A 14,460-nucleotide genomic window follows, 5' to 3' on the forward strand; every position below is an offset into this window, starting at 1 on the left:
CGGACACCTCGTAGGAGCGACTTTAGTCGCGAAGTTTGGTTGTGGAGCACAGTGCAGAAAAATACATAGCTCCAGTGCAAATCCATACCATTCATGGCTGAAGCTATTTCCTACGCGGACATCTCGTAGGAGCGACTTTAGTCGCGAAGTTTGGTTGTGGAGCACAGTGCAGAAAAAACATAGCTACAGTGCAAATCCATACCATTCATGGCTGAAGCCATTTCCTACGCGGACACCTCGTAGGAGCGACTTTAGTCGCGAAGTTTGGTTACGAAGCACAGTGCAAAAAAATACATAGCTACAGTGCAAATCCATACCATTCATGGCTGAAGCCATTTCCTACGCGGACACCTCGTAGGAGAGCGCTTTAGCGCCGAATAATTGACCCTCGCTAACTTTACGCTAGTCAGCTCGCAAACGGCTTCACTTTCTTCCAGACAAAAAAATGCCACCTTTCGGTGGCATTACACACGGGATTATTTCTACATTATAGAAATTCTTTTCAAAAATTAGGTTCTAGGTTCTAGGTTCTACAAACAAAGTTTAACTTTAACCTTGCAACTTTATCCTTTCATCTTATAGCTTATAGCTTATCTATTTCCAGCTTTTCATTTTATGCCCTTTAACAGCATAGAAAAGAATGAATAAATAACAAGGTAACATAACGATATAAGCGCCTTGCTGAGCTTCTGCTGAGTCTACACCGCCACTTGCGAGGCCCCAGAATAATGGACCAAATGCGCCACCGGCTATACCCATTACGAGTAAGCCCGAGCCAACACTGGTTAATTTACCTAAACCAGATAACGCCAGTGGCCAAACTGCTGGCCATACGATTGCATTTGCAAATCCTAGCACAGCTATCATCAATAGTGTATCAGGTAATTGTACTTCTAAGCCTAGAGTCGTAGCTATAACCACTGAGCTTGTATCACTAAATACCACCGCAAGTGTTAAAATACAGCCCAAAATCGCAGATACACTTAAAGCCGCTTGCTGTGAAATTACACGTGGGATAAGTGCTATGCCTAAAATATAACCAAGCACCATACATCCCATAGTATAGGAGGTCATTACACTGTATTTTTCAACACCTAGTGATAATGCAAACGTTCCGATGGTATCACCAGCGATGACTTCTACGGCCACGTACACAAACAATGCCACTACACCTAATGCAAGGCTCGGGTGTGCCAGAGCCGCTTTAACTTGGCCTTGCGCACCTTGCTCTTCATCATCGAGTAATTCTGGCAGTGGCATTTTAGTAACGGCAAAACCCAGTACACCAATAAATAAAGCCATACCTAAATATGGGTAGATAAGACTGTTTGCCATTGAGTCAATTTCAGCTTGTGATAAGTCTTTACCCACAAGGCCTGTAAATTCACTTAAAATCAAAGCAGTAAACACGATTGGTGCAATTACGCCTGCACCTTTATTTAATATGCCCATAATGCTTACACGAGCAGCGGCTGATTCTTCAGGCCCAATGCGTACCACATAAGGATTAACAGCAGTTTGTAGTAATGTTTGACCGGCACCCATTACTAATTGCGCAAATAAAAATAGTGCAAATACTTGAGTTTTAGCTGCAGGAATAAACAGTAGGCCTGCAACCATCATGGTTGCCATACCAATAGCCATACCATTTTTGTAACCGACTTTACGGATGATCATCGCCGATGGTACTGCGGTGAATGTTACCGCAATATAAAATGAGAATAAAATGAGTGATGCTTGAAATGGGGTCAACTGCAATACTTGCTTTAAGTAAGGCATAAGTGAGCCATTCAACCAGGTTGCAAAACCTAGAATAAAGAATAACGTGGCAACTATGGCCATAGGTATAAAATTACTTTGTTTGTTAGTTTTTGACACAGTGACTTCCATAAAACTTCTTCTTGTTGCGAGCTATCGTTATAATTATTTGTTTCAATTAAGCCCTTCGGGACTTAAAACGACGATTAGCGTTGCTGCATTATGTAACACTTAAGCGAGAAATCAATAACACTCTCGCAACAAAAATGACAGCGCTGCCATAAAACTTTACGTTAATTGCCGCCATATTACTAGTAACTATTTACTTTACAATGGCACAAAAAAGGGCCAATTAGGCCCTTTCAAAACAAAAGTTCTTACTAATACATTAATTTATATGAGTAATTCGACTTTTCAGTTGGCTATTTAAACTGCTGCGCAATGCCACTGATTGCTGTTTAGAAACACTGATCGGAGCTGTATACTGCTGCCAAGTTGCACCATCATCCAAACTATATTCAGTATTTAAATAAGCAAATGGTGTATTTACTTCAAGCTTACCATTGTTGATCACGCCTCCTGGCACGGGTAAATGCAAGTTAACACCCGAGCTTGCCAATTTAGTAAGCTCTTTTAACCCGACCGCAGCTGAAAATTGCGCCCAATCTTTTGCACGACTATTACTATCAACTTGCTCGCCTTCCCATGGCGCTTTGTACCATGCTCGCTCTGCAACCGATAAAATACGCGGGAAGATCATTGCTAATACTTGCTCTTCTGTGCGGATCGTTTCTGACCAAACCTGTCCTTGCATACCAAGAATGTTTTCTGGTTTTTCCAACTTTGGCAATGGTCGACCAACTAACGCTTCTAGGTTGTCGATAGGTTCACGAGTCCGAGTGTAATCAGCATTTGCATAAACATCATCTGGCATGTAGTTAAATGCTTTTTGCGTATCGGTGTAGCGTGTAGCCCAATAATAACCACGCTCTTGCGGGTGCGCTTCATATGGGTGATCAAAGTATAAGTGTGTACCATGAGATAATATCACTTGGTATCCCGCGTTCGCTAAACGATAAGCTCGGTCTGCAACACCCCATTCCCAAATGTTATCCCAAACGTTTGCAGTAAAGGTTTTATTTGGAAATTCATCGCGCTTAAATGGATTTGTGCGGTCATACATTAAACCATCTTCCCATGCGCCTGGTGAAATACCACGTTTTTCCAGCAACTTAGCAACACGCTGTGTAAAGTATGGCTTTAAATCTGCGGGTCCTGCTACACCGTTATTTGGATCAGCAAACATTGCTTGGCAGATTGGTGAGCCAACCCATGAGCCCGCGCCTACTTCATCACCACCAAAGTGTAAATTAGTTAACTGTACACCCGCCTCACGGTACATTTGTTGTAGTTCGTAAGTTACCTTGTCTAAAAAGGCATAAGTTGAGTCCATACACACATTCATTGAATTATCTTTGTAGTTTTGCACCGTCATATACACTGAGGTGTCTTTTGGATCATTCAATAAATATTGCGTTGCCGCACTGATATCAACCTGTTGAATTTCTTTATCTGTTTGCTTTGTATTTACTAAGTTATTTTTAGCGGCTTGTTTAGCTTCATCACTTAGCTTGTGGTAGCGTGCTTCCATTGCTTTTATAGAGGCACGAGCATGACCTGGCCCTTCAATTTCAGGAATAATTTGAATATGACGGTCTTTCGCAAACTTTAATAGCTCAATAAACTCTGCACGGCTTAAATATCCGTTTCCTGAGCCAGACTTAAATGGCCCTGTACCTAACTGTGTTAATAGGCACTCTCTCTCTTCAAGATCAAAGCAACGATATCCACCAACCTCTGTTAGCTCTGGTAAATCAGGAATTTCTAAACGCCAACCTTCATCTTCCGAAAAATGCCAGTGTAGTTTGTTCATTTTATAGCGTGCCATTTGCTCAACAAGTTTGAACATGGCGTCTTTGCCGTGATAGTTGCGGCCATTATCGTAATGCATACCACGCCAACTATAACGCGGGCTATCTTCGATCTCTAACTGTGGAACTGTAACGGCCCCCTGGCTATTTGCAGGTAGTAAATTAAGCAAACTTTGCATGGCATAGAACACGCCAGCGTTATCACTACCTACAATTTCAATGCGTTTGTCATCAATCTCTAACGTGTAGCTCTCTGACTTTCCTGCAGCCAATTGTGGGTTTACTTTTAAGCTGATCAACTTTTCTTTATTGGTTTTAATGTGATCTGGCTGGGCTTTTAATGTAAGTCCGTAATCATCTTGTAAGTCTTGCATAAAGACGATTACTTCGTTTTTTAATTGACCTTGGAAACTAATTTGCCAATTATTATCTAGTGTTGCTGTGCCACGGTTAAACTCTACTTTTTGTGGTTGTGGAATAATCCGTTTCAATGCATCTTCTTTTGAAACTTTGCTACTACTAGCTTGATTGCGTTCAAAACGAATTTCAGGTGTGATCAACACAGTGCGATCTTGCGGTTGATTATAACGACGTAATTGATTTTCGCGCTCAAATGGGGCAACGAACTGACTCATATCTTCGCTGTCGGTATTTGCAAAAATAGCTGGCTTATGATCACCCGATACAAAAAATGCACGGGGCATAAAATCGGTATAAGCAACAATAAAGGCTTGTGCATCAAATTCAAATTCTAAGCTTTTGCCTGCTGCAAGCCCTTTGAATTTTTTTGTAGGTGTAATACGGTGTAAATCACCATTAACATGCTCAATATTTAAACCTGCAACAAGCTCAGTGCTTATTTTACGCACCGAGTGGATATACAGCTGCCAATCGCTCTCCCCTGCAGGAAGTGCTACATCAGATTGGTTGTTTAGTGTAATTTTCCCCAAAAAACCAGCATCTTTATTATGAAAATTATCGACGACGGCAAATGTTAGGGCGGTTTCTTTTGCAAAGTTATTCACTTCAGTTTGCGAAAACTGCGCCTGCGCCAATAACGGCATCATCGCGATCAAACTCGCTAAAGTTCGCTTTTTAAAATCCATTACTCTCTCCTCGTTGTATACCCTAAGATTACGCATTTCCCCCCGCGTAATCTCTTATTATTATTTATTTACTCCTCCCCATCATATAAAAGATAAAATGACAGCGCTATCATTAATTGAAAATAAAGCTATCAGCTATCAGCTATCAGCTATCAGCTATCAGCTATCAGCTATCAGCTATCAGCTATCAGCTCTTAGGTGTCAAGACGAATTTGTCTTAGGCTGACGGCTGACGGCTGACGGCTAAAAGCTTCTGGCTTTAAATTTTCATACACACATATTTTTCTTCGAGGTATTCGTCGAGTCCTTGGTGTCCGCCTTCACGTCCTAGGCCGGATTGTTTAACGCCACCAAACGGGGCGACGGGGTTGGAGATAAGTCCCTCATTAATACCAACCATGCCGTATTCTAACGCTTCACTTACACGATAGACTTGTTTGATGTCTTGACTGTAAAAATACGCGGCGAGGCCATAAGGTACGTCGTTAGCCATCGCTAACACTTCAGCTTCCTCGTCAAAAGGAATAATACTAGCAACGGGACCAAATACTTCTTGATGATAAATATCCATTGCACTGGTAACGCCAGTTAAAATAAGCGGTGCCTGGAAGTTCCCTCCGAGATCTTTATCATCCCCGATTACTGATGCTCCCTTAGTGATTGCATCAGCCACTAACTCTTGCACTTTTTGCTTGGCTTTAGGGTAAATTAGTGGGCCAATATCCGTGTCTTCAGCAATGCCGTTGCCCACTTTGAGTGCCGCTACTTGTACCGCTAGTTTTTTGAGTACTTTATCAAGTATGCTGCGCTGCACAAAAATACGGTTCGCTGCAACACACGTTTGCCCAGCATTTCTAAATTTTGCGCCCATTAAGCCAGTGACAGCCTCATCTAAATCAGCGTTATCAAAAATTATAAACGGCGCATTACCACCCAACTCCATTGAAGTGCGCTTGATTGTCGATGCACATTGCGTAAGCAACTGCTTACCAACACCGGTTGACCCTGTGAATGTAAACTTACGTACGGTGTTTGATTCGGTAAGGATTTTACCGACCATTTTTGCATTTTCAGAAAGTAATACGTTAAAAGCGCCTTTTTCAAAACCAGCTTGATCTGCCAAATATGCTAATGCTAAAGCGCATAAAGGCGTATGTTCTGATGGCTTTAATACAAAGCTACACCCTGCTGCATAAGCAGGGGCTACTTTTCGAGTGACCATAGCAATCGGGAAGTTCCAAGGCGTGATGCCAGCAACCACACCAATGGGTTGTTTAAAACTGGTTAAACGATGATTGTCATCCGTGGCAGGAATAACATCACCATAACTACGTTTTGCTTGCTCGGCATACCACTTTATAAAGCCGGCGCCATAGTCAACTTCACCCTGCGCTTCTTTTAGTGGCTTACCTTGTTCTTTAGTCATTAATTCTGCAAGTACTTGCTTATGCTGCATAACTAGTTCATACCAACGCATTAAAACTTCACTGCGGGTAGTAGCATTGGTCGCTTTTAATTTTACAAATGCCCCGTGGGCAGCATTAATAGCTTTATTAACCCCATCATCATCTATATCACTTACCATGACGATGCTTTGCTGGGTGGCAGGATCATCAACACTGAAGTGTTTTTCAGTGTGGTAAAACTCACCATTGATGAAAGAGTCGTTAAATATAAGATGTGGCATAGAAATCCCTCCGGTCTGTAACTATCAGCTATCAGCTATCAGCTATCAGCTATCAGCTATCAGCTATCAGCTATCAGCTATCAGCTATCAGCTATCAGCTATCAGCTATCAGCTATCAGCTATCAGCTATCAGCTATCAGCTATCAGCTATCAGCTATCAGCTATCAGCTATCAGCTATCAGCTATCAGCTATCAGCTATCAGCTATCAGCTATCAGCTATCAGCTATCAGCTATCAGCTATCAGCTATCAGCTATCAGCTATCAGCTATCAGCTATCAGCTATCAGCTATCAGCTATCAGCTATCAGCTATCAGCTATCAGCTATCAGCTATCAGCTATCAGCTATCAGCTATCAGCTATCAGCTATCAGCTATCAGCTATCAGCTATCAGCTATCAGCTATCAGCTATCAGCTATCAGCTATCAGCTATCAGCTATCAGCTATCAGCTATCAGCTATCAGCTATCAGCTATCAGCTATCAGCTATCAGCTATCAGCTATCAGCTATCAGCTATCAGCTATCAGCTATCAGCTATCAGCTATCAGCTATCAGCTTAAAATAAAAAAACCATGCTTGTTAAGTCAAGCATGGTTTTATCTCTATACTGACGGCTGACGGCTGACGGCTGACGGCTCAAAGCTTACTGCTTTAAATCAATGCTCTTCATTAACGATATTGAGATTGTACTTCGGTATTTCAACTATTAAGTCTTCATCACGGATAATTGCTTGACAACCTAAGCGTGATTCTGGTTCTAAGCCCCATGCTTTATCTAACATGTCGTCTTCAAGTTCGTCGCTTTCATCAAGTGAATCAAAACCTTCACGGATCACTAGGTGGCACGTAGTGCATGCGCATGATTTTTCGCATGCATGGGGAATGCTAATGCCGTTTTTAAGTGCTACATCCAGTACGGTTTCACCACTTGGTGCATCAATTGCAGCGCCGTCAGGACATAATTCCGGATGGGGAAGAAAAATAATTTGTGGCATTCTAACCTCTTTTAAACGTTGTCTACTGACTGCCCTTGCAGTGCTTTTTTAATCGATGCATCCATTCTTAGCTCAGCAAATTTACTACTGGCGTTATCAACTTTTTCAATGGCTGCTTTTATTTCATTTGGCTCTGTGGCTGTTTCACGAACTTTAACCAGTTTAGCAATTTCAGCGTTTAGGTCATTTAATTCGTTTTCATCAAGCAATGCACTATCTGTTGCCAGTGATGCATAAAGCGCTTCGATAACACGCAATGCCTCAACCTGTTGCTCTTTAAGCATACGCGCTTGCATGTCATCTTTAGCGTTAGTCATCGACTCTTTAAGCATATTAGCGACTTGGTCGTCTGACAAACCAAACGATGGTTTAACTTGAATTTCAGCTTGCACACCGGTGGATTTTTCCATTGCAGATACACTAAGGAGACCATCGGCATCGACTTTAAAAGTCACCCGAATATGCGCAGCTCCAGCTGCCATTGGTGGAATACCTTTTAAGCTAAATTTAGCTAATGAACGGCAATCATCTACCAGCTCTCGCTCACCTTGTAATACATGTAAAGACATCGCCGTTTGGCCATCTTTAAAGGTAGTGAATTCTTGTGCGCGCGCAACAGGAATAGTGGTATTACGTGGAATGATTTTTTCAACCAAGCCACCCATGGTCTCTAAACCCAGTGACAAAGGTAAAACATCAAGCAATAGCATATCTGAATCAGGCTTGTTACCTACCAATACATCAGCTTGTAATGCTGCGCCCAGCGCAACTACACGATCAGGGTCGATAGAAGTTAGCGGCTCTTTATTAAAAAACTCAGCAACTTGGCTACGTACAATTGGCATGCGGGTTGAACCGCCGACCATAACCACTTGCAGTACTTCGTCATTGCTAATGCCAGCATCTTTCACTGCGCGACGACACGAACGAAGTGTCTTTTTAACCAATACCATAGCAAGTTCTTCAAACTTGTCACGGGTTACTTCAACCATGTGCTTTTCGTTATCAAACTCAAGACCAACATTCACTTTCGCATATTGGCTGAGTGCTTCTTTACAGGCTTTCGCTTTATTAATAAATAAACGCAAGTTCGAAGGTGATAAAGTCATTACCCCCGTTTCACGTTTAAAATGATCCACCAATAAAGAGTCAAAATCATCACCACCTAGGCTTGAGTCACCACCGGTTGCCAGTACTTCAAACACACCTTGGTTTAATCGTAAGATTGAAATATCAAACGTACCGCCACCTAGATCATAAACTGCAATAATACCTTCTTGGCCTGAATCTAAGCCATAAGCAACGGCGGCGGCAGTGGGTTCATTTAATAAGCGCAGTACATTGATACCGGCAAGCTCTGCAGCATCTTTGGTGCTTTGGCGCTGCGCATCATCAAAGTAAGCTGGCACTGTGATCACGGCACCTAAAATATCTTGCCCTGCAAAACTTTCTGCTGCGCGTTGTTTTAACGCTTTTAAAATATCGCTTGATGCAGTGACTGGACTAATATTACCGGCAGCGGTAGTAATGGCAAGTGCACCATCATGCTGGCAAAAATCATAGGGTAGTTGACCGTAGCTATGCTCGATCTCAGCTTGGGTTTTACCTAAAAAACGTTTAACTGAAATCAGGGTATTGGCAGGATCTTGCGTGGCCGCTTGAGCTGCTTCTGCACCAACCGTAATACTGTCAGCTTGATAGCGAACAACTGAAGGGAGCATTGCTGCACCACTAATATCAGTAAGGGTACGGGCTTCGCCACTTTGCACTGTCGCAACTAATGAGTTGGTAGTACCCAGATCAATACCTATTGCTAACTTATGTTCATGTGGTGCCGCGCTCTGCCCCGGCTCAGCAATCTGCAATAATGCCATAATGCTCTTTAACTCTTGTTTGACTTACTTGTAGTTCAGTAAGTTAGATAATTAATCGTCGAATAAACTGTCTTCAATCCGCTCTAATTCATCACGTAGCTTATATACAAACTTTAATTTACGAATGTTATCAGCGGCGAGCTGCCATTGCTGCTCATCATCACTTGCCAGTTGCTCTGCAAGCTGTGCACTGTATTGGCTATCAAGTTGTTTTATTTGTTGTTCGAATTGGGCTATCGCTGCATCTGGATCTGCACTTGCAGTTAACTCTTCTAGCTCTTCACGTAATTCCATTTGCTGCATTAAAAAAAGCGGATCTTGCAGGGTTTGCTGCTCGGCACGAATATCAACACCCAACTCACTGAGCATATATTCAGCACGTTTTACGGGATGCTTTAAGGTTTGTAGGGCGTCGTTGATTTCTGCTGTATTTTGTACGGCTAGCAATTTATCTCGGCTGCTAGCATTCGCATGACGATCAGGGTGAACTGCACGCTGAAGTTCGAGGTAATTTTTATTTACTGTTGCTAAATCTATATTGTAATCAACAGGTATCGCAAACAATTCAAAATAGCGCATAATTCCAACCATGCCAAATTAACATATTGGCTTAAAATTCAGATAGAACAAAGCCCTACAGATGCAGGGCTTAAGAATACAATAGCGTTACCTAGTTATACTGTGAAACTTTCGCCACAACCACACTCATCAGCTTGATTTGGGTTGATAAATTTAAACCCTTCGTTCAAACCTTCTTTAGTGTAGTCAAGCTCAGTGCCATCAATATAAACTAAGCTTTTAGCATCGACGATTACTTTAACCCCTTGAGATTCAAATACTTCATCGCCATCAGCTAACTCGTCAACAAACTCAAGAACATAAGCAAGACCTGAACAGCCCGTCGTTTTAATGCCAACGCGCAGGCCAAGGCCTTTACCGCGATTTGCTAAAAATGATTCTACGCGGTTTGCTGCCGCATCTGTCAATGTCACTGCCATGATTATCTCTTACTTCGCTTGTTTACTTTTGTAGTCTGCAATAGCTGCTTGGATTGCATCTTCAGCTAGAATTGAACAGTGAATTTTCACTGGTGGTAATTCAAGCTCAGCACTAATGTCAGTGTTTTTGATCATTGCAGCTTCATCTAAAGTTTTACCTTTTACCCACTCTGTTACCAAAGATGATGAAGCAATTGCGCTACCACAACCGTATGTTTTGAATTTAGCGTCTTCAATGACGCCTGCAGCTGATACTTTAATTTGCAGCTTCATTACGTCACCACATGCTGGTGCGCCAACCATACCTGTTGCTACTGATGGATCATTTTTGTCTAAAACACCTACGTTACGTGGGTTTTCAACATGATCGATTACTTTATCACTATACGCCATAATACTATCCTCATTACCTGCTAGCGGATGTACTCAATCAATTAATGATGAGCCCATTCAACTGAATCTAAATCAACACCTTCTTGATGCATTTCCCAAAGCGGTGACATCTCACGTAAGCGACCGATAGAGCTCTTCATTAAATTGACGGTATAATCAATCTCTTCTTCGGTAGTAAAACGACCAATACTAAAACGAATTGAGCTGTGTGCTAATTCGTCGTTACGGCCAAGCGCACGTAATACATAAGAAGGCTCTAAGCTTGCTGAAGTACAGGCAGAACCTGATGATACAGCAATATCTTTAACAGCCATCAATAACGACTCACCTTCAACAAAGTTGAAGCTGATGTTAACAATTCCTGGCACTGATTGGTCCTGTGCACCGTTAAAGTACACTTCTTCCATATCAGCCATAATGCCATCAATTAAACGCTTACGAAGCGCACTGATGTGGGCATGGTCTTTTTCAAAATCTTGTTTCGCAATTCTAAATGCAGCACCCATACCAACTAGCTGGTGTGTTGCTAAAGTACCTGAACGCATCCCACGCTCATGACCACCGCCGTGCATTTGCGCTTCTAAGCGTGCACGTGGCTTACGACGAACATAAAGTGCACCAATACCTTTAGGGCCATATATTTTGTGCGCAGAGAATGACATAAAATCAACTTTAAGCTGCTGTACGTCAATTAACACTTTACCTGCGCTTTGCGCTGCATCAACGTGGAACATGATTTTACGTTCACGACACATTTCGCCAATTGTTGCGATATCTTGAATCACACCTAACTCGTTATTCACGTGCATAATGCTTACTAATACGGTGTCGTCACGCATTGTTTGTTCAAGCTTTTTAAGATCCAGTAGGCCGTTTTCTTCAACGTCCATATAAGTAACTTCAAAACCTTGGCGCTCAAGTTCACGACAGGTGTCGATTACGGCTTTATGCTCAGTTTTTGCGGTAATAACGTGCTTACCTTTCTTTTTGTAAAACTGTGCAGCACCTTTAATAGCAAGGTTGTTTGATTCTGTCGCACCTGAAGTGAAAACGATTTCACGTGGGTCTGCGTTAATTAGATCTGCGATATCAGTACGTGCCTGATCAATCGCCTCTTCAGCTTGCCAACCAAAACGGTGTGAACGTGATGCAGGGTTACCAAAGTTGCCATCCATTGTTAGGCATTGCATCATTTCTTTTGCAACACGCTCGTCAACTGGCGTGGTTGCTGCGTAATCTAAATAAATCGGTAACTTCATTTCTTTCTCCGCTGGACGCCAACCTATAGTTGGCAGCTTACTTGAATATTTTCCAATTGCTTAATTGCATTGCTAACGTTGCTATTTTGGCGAGATGCAACTTCTTGCACATCTGATTGTTCCACCAATTCCGCAAGAGTAATACCATTTAAAAAGTCTTCTATTCGGGCACTTAAATCTGACCACAACGTATGCGTTAAACAACGCATGCCGCTTTGGCAACCACCAGTTGCACCGTGGCAACGGGTTGCATCTATTGATTCATCAACAGCGTTGATCACATCACCGACCGAAATAGCATGCGTTTCACGACCTAGTAGATAACCCCCACCGGGACCACGCACAGAGCTGACTAAACCATTTTTACGTAATCGGGCAAATAACTGCTCAAGATATGACAACGAAATTTCTTGTCGCTCTGAAATGTCGGCAAGGGGAACTGGCCCTATACTTGCGTGTAGCGCAACATCAAGCATCGCTGTAACGGCATATCTGCCTTTTGATGTTAACTTCATTGAGCCCCCGCACTACCAAAGAGTGCAAATTTTAATTACCAGAGTAAAATAGTCAAGTATTATATTAGTAGCTATCAGCTATCAGCTATCAGCTATCAGCTATCAGCTATCAGCTATCAGCTATCAGCTATCAGCTATCATGTTTTGGTCAAGTATTGTGTTCATTGTAATTACCTGAGTAATTTAGTCAAGTATTAGTCTTATAACTTTCGCTTATTTAGTAGACTTATTTATTGAGGTCAAAATACCGCGTAAGATATTCAGCTCAGCATCTTCAGGACGTGCGCGGTTAAACAAGCGACGTAGCTTGGTCATTACCATGCCTGGGTGCTGCTTGATGATAAAACCGGTGTCAAAGAGGGTTTTTTCTAAATGCTCGTAAAATAGCTCTGTTTGTTTTGAGCTTGGGTAAACGGCATCATCTTCTTGATTTGCTTTTGGCTGCTGAGTTAAAAATGCCATGCGTGTTTCATAACATAACGTTTGTACTGCCATCGCCAAATTCAATGAGCTATATTCAGGGTTGGCTGGAATGCATACATGATAATTGCACAATTGCAGCTCTTCGTTTGTCAAGCCACTGTTTTCACGGCCAAACACTAAGGCTACAGGGCCATTGGCGGCTTCAGTTACTAATTTTTCACCACATTCACGGGGCTCAACCATAGGCCATGATAAAGTGCGTGAACGTGCACTGGTACCAATCGTTAGCGCGCAATCGGCAATTGCATCCGCCACAGTATCGACTATCACTGCATTACCAAGCACATCAGTAGCACCTGCTGCTAATGCGCTTGCGTGGCTGTCTATTTCACACGCAGGATCAACTAAATAGAGTTTTGATAAACCCATGGTTTTCATCGCTCGCGCGGCAGAACCAATATTGCCTGAATGCGAGGTATTTACTAAAACAATACGGATGTCATCTAAGATCATTGCTGTGCTACTTTAACCCATACAAAAAATTGCGCGGATTATAACACAGCTATCAGCTATCAGCTATCAGCTATCAGCCAGAACTTCAATACCCGACTGTTTTGGTCAAGTATTGTGTTCATTGTAATTACCTGAGTAATTTAGTCAAGTATTAGTCTTATAACTTTCGCTTATTTAGTAGACTTATTTATTGAGGTCAAAATACCGCGTAAGATATTCAGCTCAGCATCTTCAGGACGTGCGCGGTTAAACAAGCGACGTAGCTTGGTCATTACCATGCCTGGGTGCTGCTTGATGATAAAACCGGTGTCAAAGAGGGTTTTTTCTAAATGCTCGTAAAATAGCTCTGTTTGTTTTGAGCTTGGGTAAACGGCATCATCTTCTTGATTTGCTTTTGGCTGCTGAGTTAAAAATGCCATGCGTGTTTCATAACATAACGTTTGTACTGCCATCGCCAAATTCAATGAGCTATATTCAGGGTTGGCTGGAATGCATACATGATAATTGCACAATTGCAGCTCTTCGTTTGTCAAGCCACTGTTTTCACGGCCAAACACTAAGGCTACAGGGCCATTGGCGGCTTCAGTTACTAATTTTTCACCACATTCACGGGGCTCAACCATAGGCCATGATAAAGTGCGTGAACGTGCACTGGTACCAATCGTTAGCGCGCAATCGGCAATTGCATCCGCCACAGTATCGACTATCACTGCATTACCAAGCACATCAGTAGCACCTGCTGCTAATGCGCTTGCGTGGCTGTCTATTTCACACGCAGGATCAACTAAATAGAGTTTTGATAAACCCATGGTTTTCATCGCTCGCGCGGCAGAACCAATATTGCCTGAATGCGAGGTATTTACTAAAACAATACGGATGTCATCTAAGATCATTGCTGTGCTACTTTAACCCATACAAAAAATTGCGCGGATTATAACACAGCTATCAGCTATCAGCTATCAGCTATCAGCTATCAGCTATCAGCTATCAGCTATCAGCTATCAGCTATC

General features: G+C 42.3%; 14 protein-coding genes. 2 read left to right on the forward strand and 12 right to left on the reverse strand.

What is annotated here, in order from left to right; translation table 11 throughout:
* Positions 1-594: 594 nt before the first annotated feature.
* A complete protein-coding gene (gene nagP / locus PHAL_RS0122295) occupies positions 595-1,890 on the reverse strand; it encodes an N-acetylglucosamine MFS transporter NagP (RefSeq protein ID WP_016710650.1) in 1,296 nt (431 codons plus the stop codon).
* Positions 1,891-2,146: 256 nt separating this feature from the next.
* Positions 2,147-4,795, reverse strand: a complete 2,649-nt coding sequence (locus PHAL_RS0122300) for a family 20 glycosylhydrolase (RefSeq protein WP_016710651.1) — start codon at positions 4,793-4,795, stop codon at positions 2,147-2,149.
* A 97-nt stretch (positions 4,796-4,892) separates the two neighbouring features.
* Here PHAL_RS0122300 and PHAL_RS24680 point away from each other — a divergent pair, with 97 nt between their 5' ends.
* Positions 4,893-5,021 (forward strand): hypothetical protein, encoded by a 129-nt coding sequence (locus tag PHAL_RS24680; RefSeq protein WP_016710652.1) that lies wholly within the window; start codon positions 4,893-4,895, stop codon positions 5,019-5,021.
* Between the two features lie 33 nt (positions 5,022-5,054).
* Here PHAL_RS24680 and PHAL_RS0122310 read toward each other — a convergent pair whose 3' ends face one another.
* Positions 5,055-6,482, reverse strand: coding sequence for an NAD-dependent succinate-semialdehyde dehydrogenase (locus PHAL_RS0122310; RefSeq protein ID WP_016710653.1), 1,428 nt, complete (start codon positions 6,480-6,482; stop codon positions 5,055-5,057).
* Here PHAL_RS0122310 and PHAL_RS24300 point away from each other — a divergent pair.
* Positions 6,451-7,098 (forward strand): hypothetical protein, encoded by a 648-nt coding sequence (locus PHAL_RS24300; RefSeq protein ID WP_158217515.1) that lies wholly within the window; start codon positions 6,451-6,453, stop codon positions 7,096-7,098. The genes PHAL_RS0122310 and PHAL_RS24300 overlap by 32 nt on opposite strands.
* A 38-nt stretch (positions 7,099-7,136) precedes the next feature.
* Here PHAL_RS24300 and fdx read toward each other — a convergent pair whose 3' ends face one another.
* The 9 genes from fdx to trmJ (PHAL_RS0122355) form a co-directional block, all read right to left on the reverse strand.
* The gene (fdx, locus tag PHAL_RS0122315) at positions 7,137-7,475 is read right to left on the reverse strand and encodes an ISC system 2Fe-2S type ferredoxin (RefSeq protein ID WP_016710654.1); all 339 of its coding nucleotides are present in this window, start codon (positions 7,473-7,475) and stop codon (positions 7,137-7,139) included.
* An 11-nt stretch (positions 7,476-7,486) separates the two neighbouring features.
* A complete protein-coding gene (hscA, locus tag PHAL_RS0122320) occupies positions 7,487-9,349 on the reverse strand; it encodes a Fe-S protein assembly chaperone HscA (RefSeq protein WP_016710655.1) in 1,863 nt (620 codons plus the stop codon).
* Between the two features lie 51 nt (positions 9,350-9,400).
* Entirely contained in the window at positions 9,401-9,928 is a 528-nt protein-coding gene (gene hscB / locus PHAL_RS0122325) for a co-chaperone HscB (RefSeq protein WP_029216299.1), read from the reverse strand.
* Between the two features lie 95 nt (positions 9,929-10,023).
* A complete protein-coding gene (gene iscA / locus PHAL_RS0122330) occupies positions 10,024-10,347 on the reverse strand; it encodes an iron-sulfur cluster assembly protein IscA (RefSeq protein ID WP_016710657.1) in 324 nt (107 codons plus the stop codon).
* Between the two features lie 9 nt (positions 10,348-10,356).
* Complete coding sequence (gene iscU / locus PHAL_RS0122335; RefSeq protein ID WP_016710658.1) at positions 10,357-10,740, reverse strand: Fe-S cluster assembly scaffold IscU; 384 nt, start codon at positions 10,738-10,740, stop codon at positions 10,357-10,359.
* A gap of 41 nt (positions 10,741-10,781) precedes the next feature.
* The gene (locus PHAL_RS0122340) at positions 10,782-11,999 is read right to left on the reverse strand and encodes an IscS subfamily cysteine desulfurase (protein ID WP_016710659.1); all 1,218 of its coding nucleotides are present in this window, start codon (positions 11,997-11,999) and stop codon (positions 10,782-10,784) included.
* 23 nt (positions 12,000-12,022) lie between these two features.
* Positions 12,023-12,514, reverse strand: coding sequence for a Fe-S cluster assembly transcriptional regulator IscR (iscR, locus tag PHAL_RS0122345; RefSeq protein WP_016710660.1), 492 nt, complete (start codon positions 12,512-12,514; stop codon positions 12,023-12,025).
* 213 nt (positions 12,515-12,727) lie between these two features.
* The gene (gene trmJ, locus PHAL_RS0122350) at positions 12,728-13,450 is read right to left on the reverse strand and encodes a tRNA (cytosine(32)/uridine(32)-2'-O)-methyltransferase TrmJ (RefSeq protein ID WP_016710661.1); all 723 of its coding nucleotides are present in this window, start codon (positions 13,448-13,450) and stop codon (positions 12,728-12,730) included.
* 170 nt (positions 13,451-13,620) lie between these two features.
* Entirely contained in the window at positions 13,621-14,343 is a 723-nt protein-coding gene (gene trmJ, locus PHAL_RS0122355) for a tRNA (cytosine(32)/uridine(32)-2'-O)-methyltransferase TrmJ (RefSeq protein WP_016710661.1), read from the reverse strand.
* Positions 14,344-14,460: the final 117 nt, after the last annotated feature.

This window comes from Pseudoalteromonas haloplanktis ATCC 14393, assembly GCF_000238355.1.
Lineage (GTDB): Bacteria > Pseudomonadota > Gammaproteobacteria > Enterobacterales > Alteromonadaceae > Pseudoalteromonas > Pseudoalteromonas haloplanktis.

What these genes read in the sequence shown, in the direction of transcription:
- trmJ (WP_016710661.1), bottom strand. Translation starts at nt 13,450, where the DNA reads ATGATCTTAGATGACATCCGTATTGTTTTAGTAAATACCTCGCATTCA.
- PHAL_RS0122310 (WP_016710653.1), bottom strand. Translation starts at nt 6,482, where the DNA reads ATGCCACATCTTATATTTAACGACTCTTTCATCAATGGTGAGTTTTAC.
- fdx (WP_016710654.1), bottom strand. Translation starts at nt 7,475, where the DNA reads ATGCCACAAATTATTTTTCTTCCCCATCCGGAATTATGTCCTGACGGC.
- iscU (WP_016710658.1), bottom strand. Translation starts at nt 10,740, where the DNA reads ATGGCGTATAGTGATAAAGTAATCGATCATGTTGAAAACCCACGTAAC.
- PHAL_RS0122300 (WP_016710651.1), bottom strand. Translation starts at nt 4,795, where the DNA reads ATGGATTTTAAAAAGCGAACTTTAGCGAGTTTGATCGCGATGATGCCG.
- nagP (WP_016710650.1), bottom strand. Translation starts at nt 1,890, where the DNA reads ATGGAAGTCACTGTGTCAAAAACTAACAAACAAAGTAATTTTATACCT.
- iscA (WP_016710657.1), bottom strand. Translation starts at nt 10,347, where the DNA reads ATGGCAGTGACATTGACAGATGCGGCAGCAAACCGCGTAGAATCATTT.
- iscR (WP_016710660.1), bottom strand. Translation starts at nt 12,514, where the DNA reads ATGAAGTTAACATCAAAAGGCAGATATGCCGTTACAGCGATGCTTGAT.
- hscA (WP_016710655.1), bottom strand. Translation starts at nt 9,349, where the DNA reads ATGGCATTATTGCAGATTGCTGAGCCGGGGCAGAGCGCGGCACCACAT.
- PHAL_RS0122340 (WP_016710659.1), bottom strand. Translation starts at nt 11,999, where the DNA reads ATGAAGTTACCGATTTATTTAGATTACGCAGCAACCACGCCAGTTGAC.
- PHAL_RS24300 (WP_158217515.1), top strand. Translation starts at nt 6,451, where the DNA reads ATGAAAGAGTCGTTAAATATAAGATGTGGCATAGAAATCCCTCCGGTC.
- PHAL_RS24680 (WP_016710652.1), top strand. Translation starts at nt 4,893, where the DNA reads ATGACAGCGCTATCATTAATTGAAAATAAAGCTATCAGCTATCAGCTA.
- trmJ (WP_016710661.1), bottom strand. Translation starts at nt 14,343, where the DNA reads ATGATCTTAGATGACATCCGTATTGTTTTAGTAAATACCTCGCATTCA.
- hscB (WP_029216299.1), bottom strand. Translation starts at nt 9,928, where the DNA reads ATGCGCTATTTTGAATTGTTTGCGATACCTGTTGATTACAATATAGAT.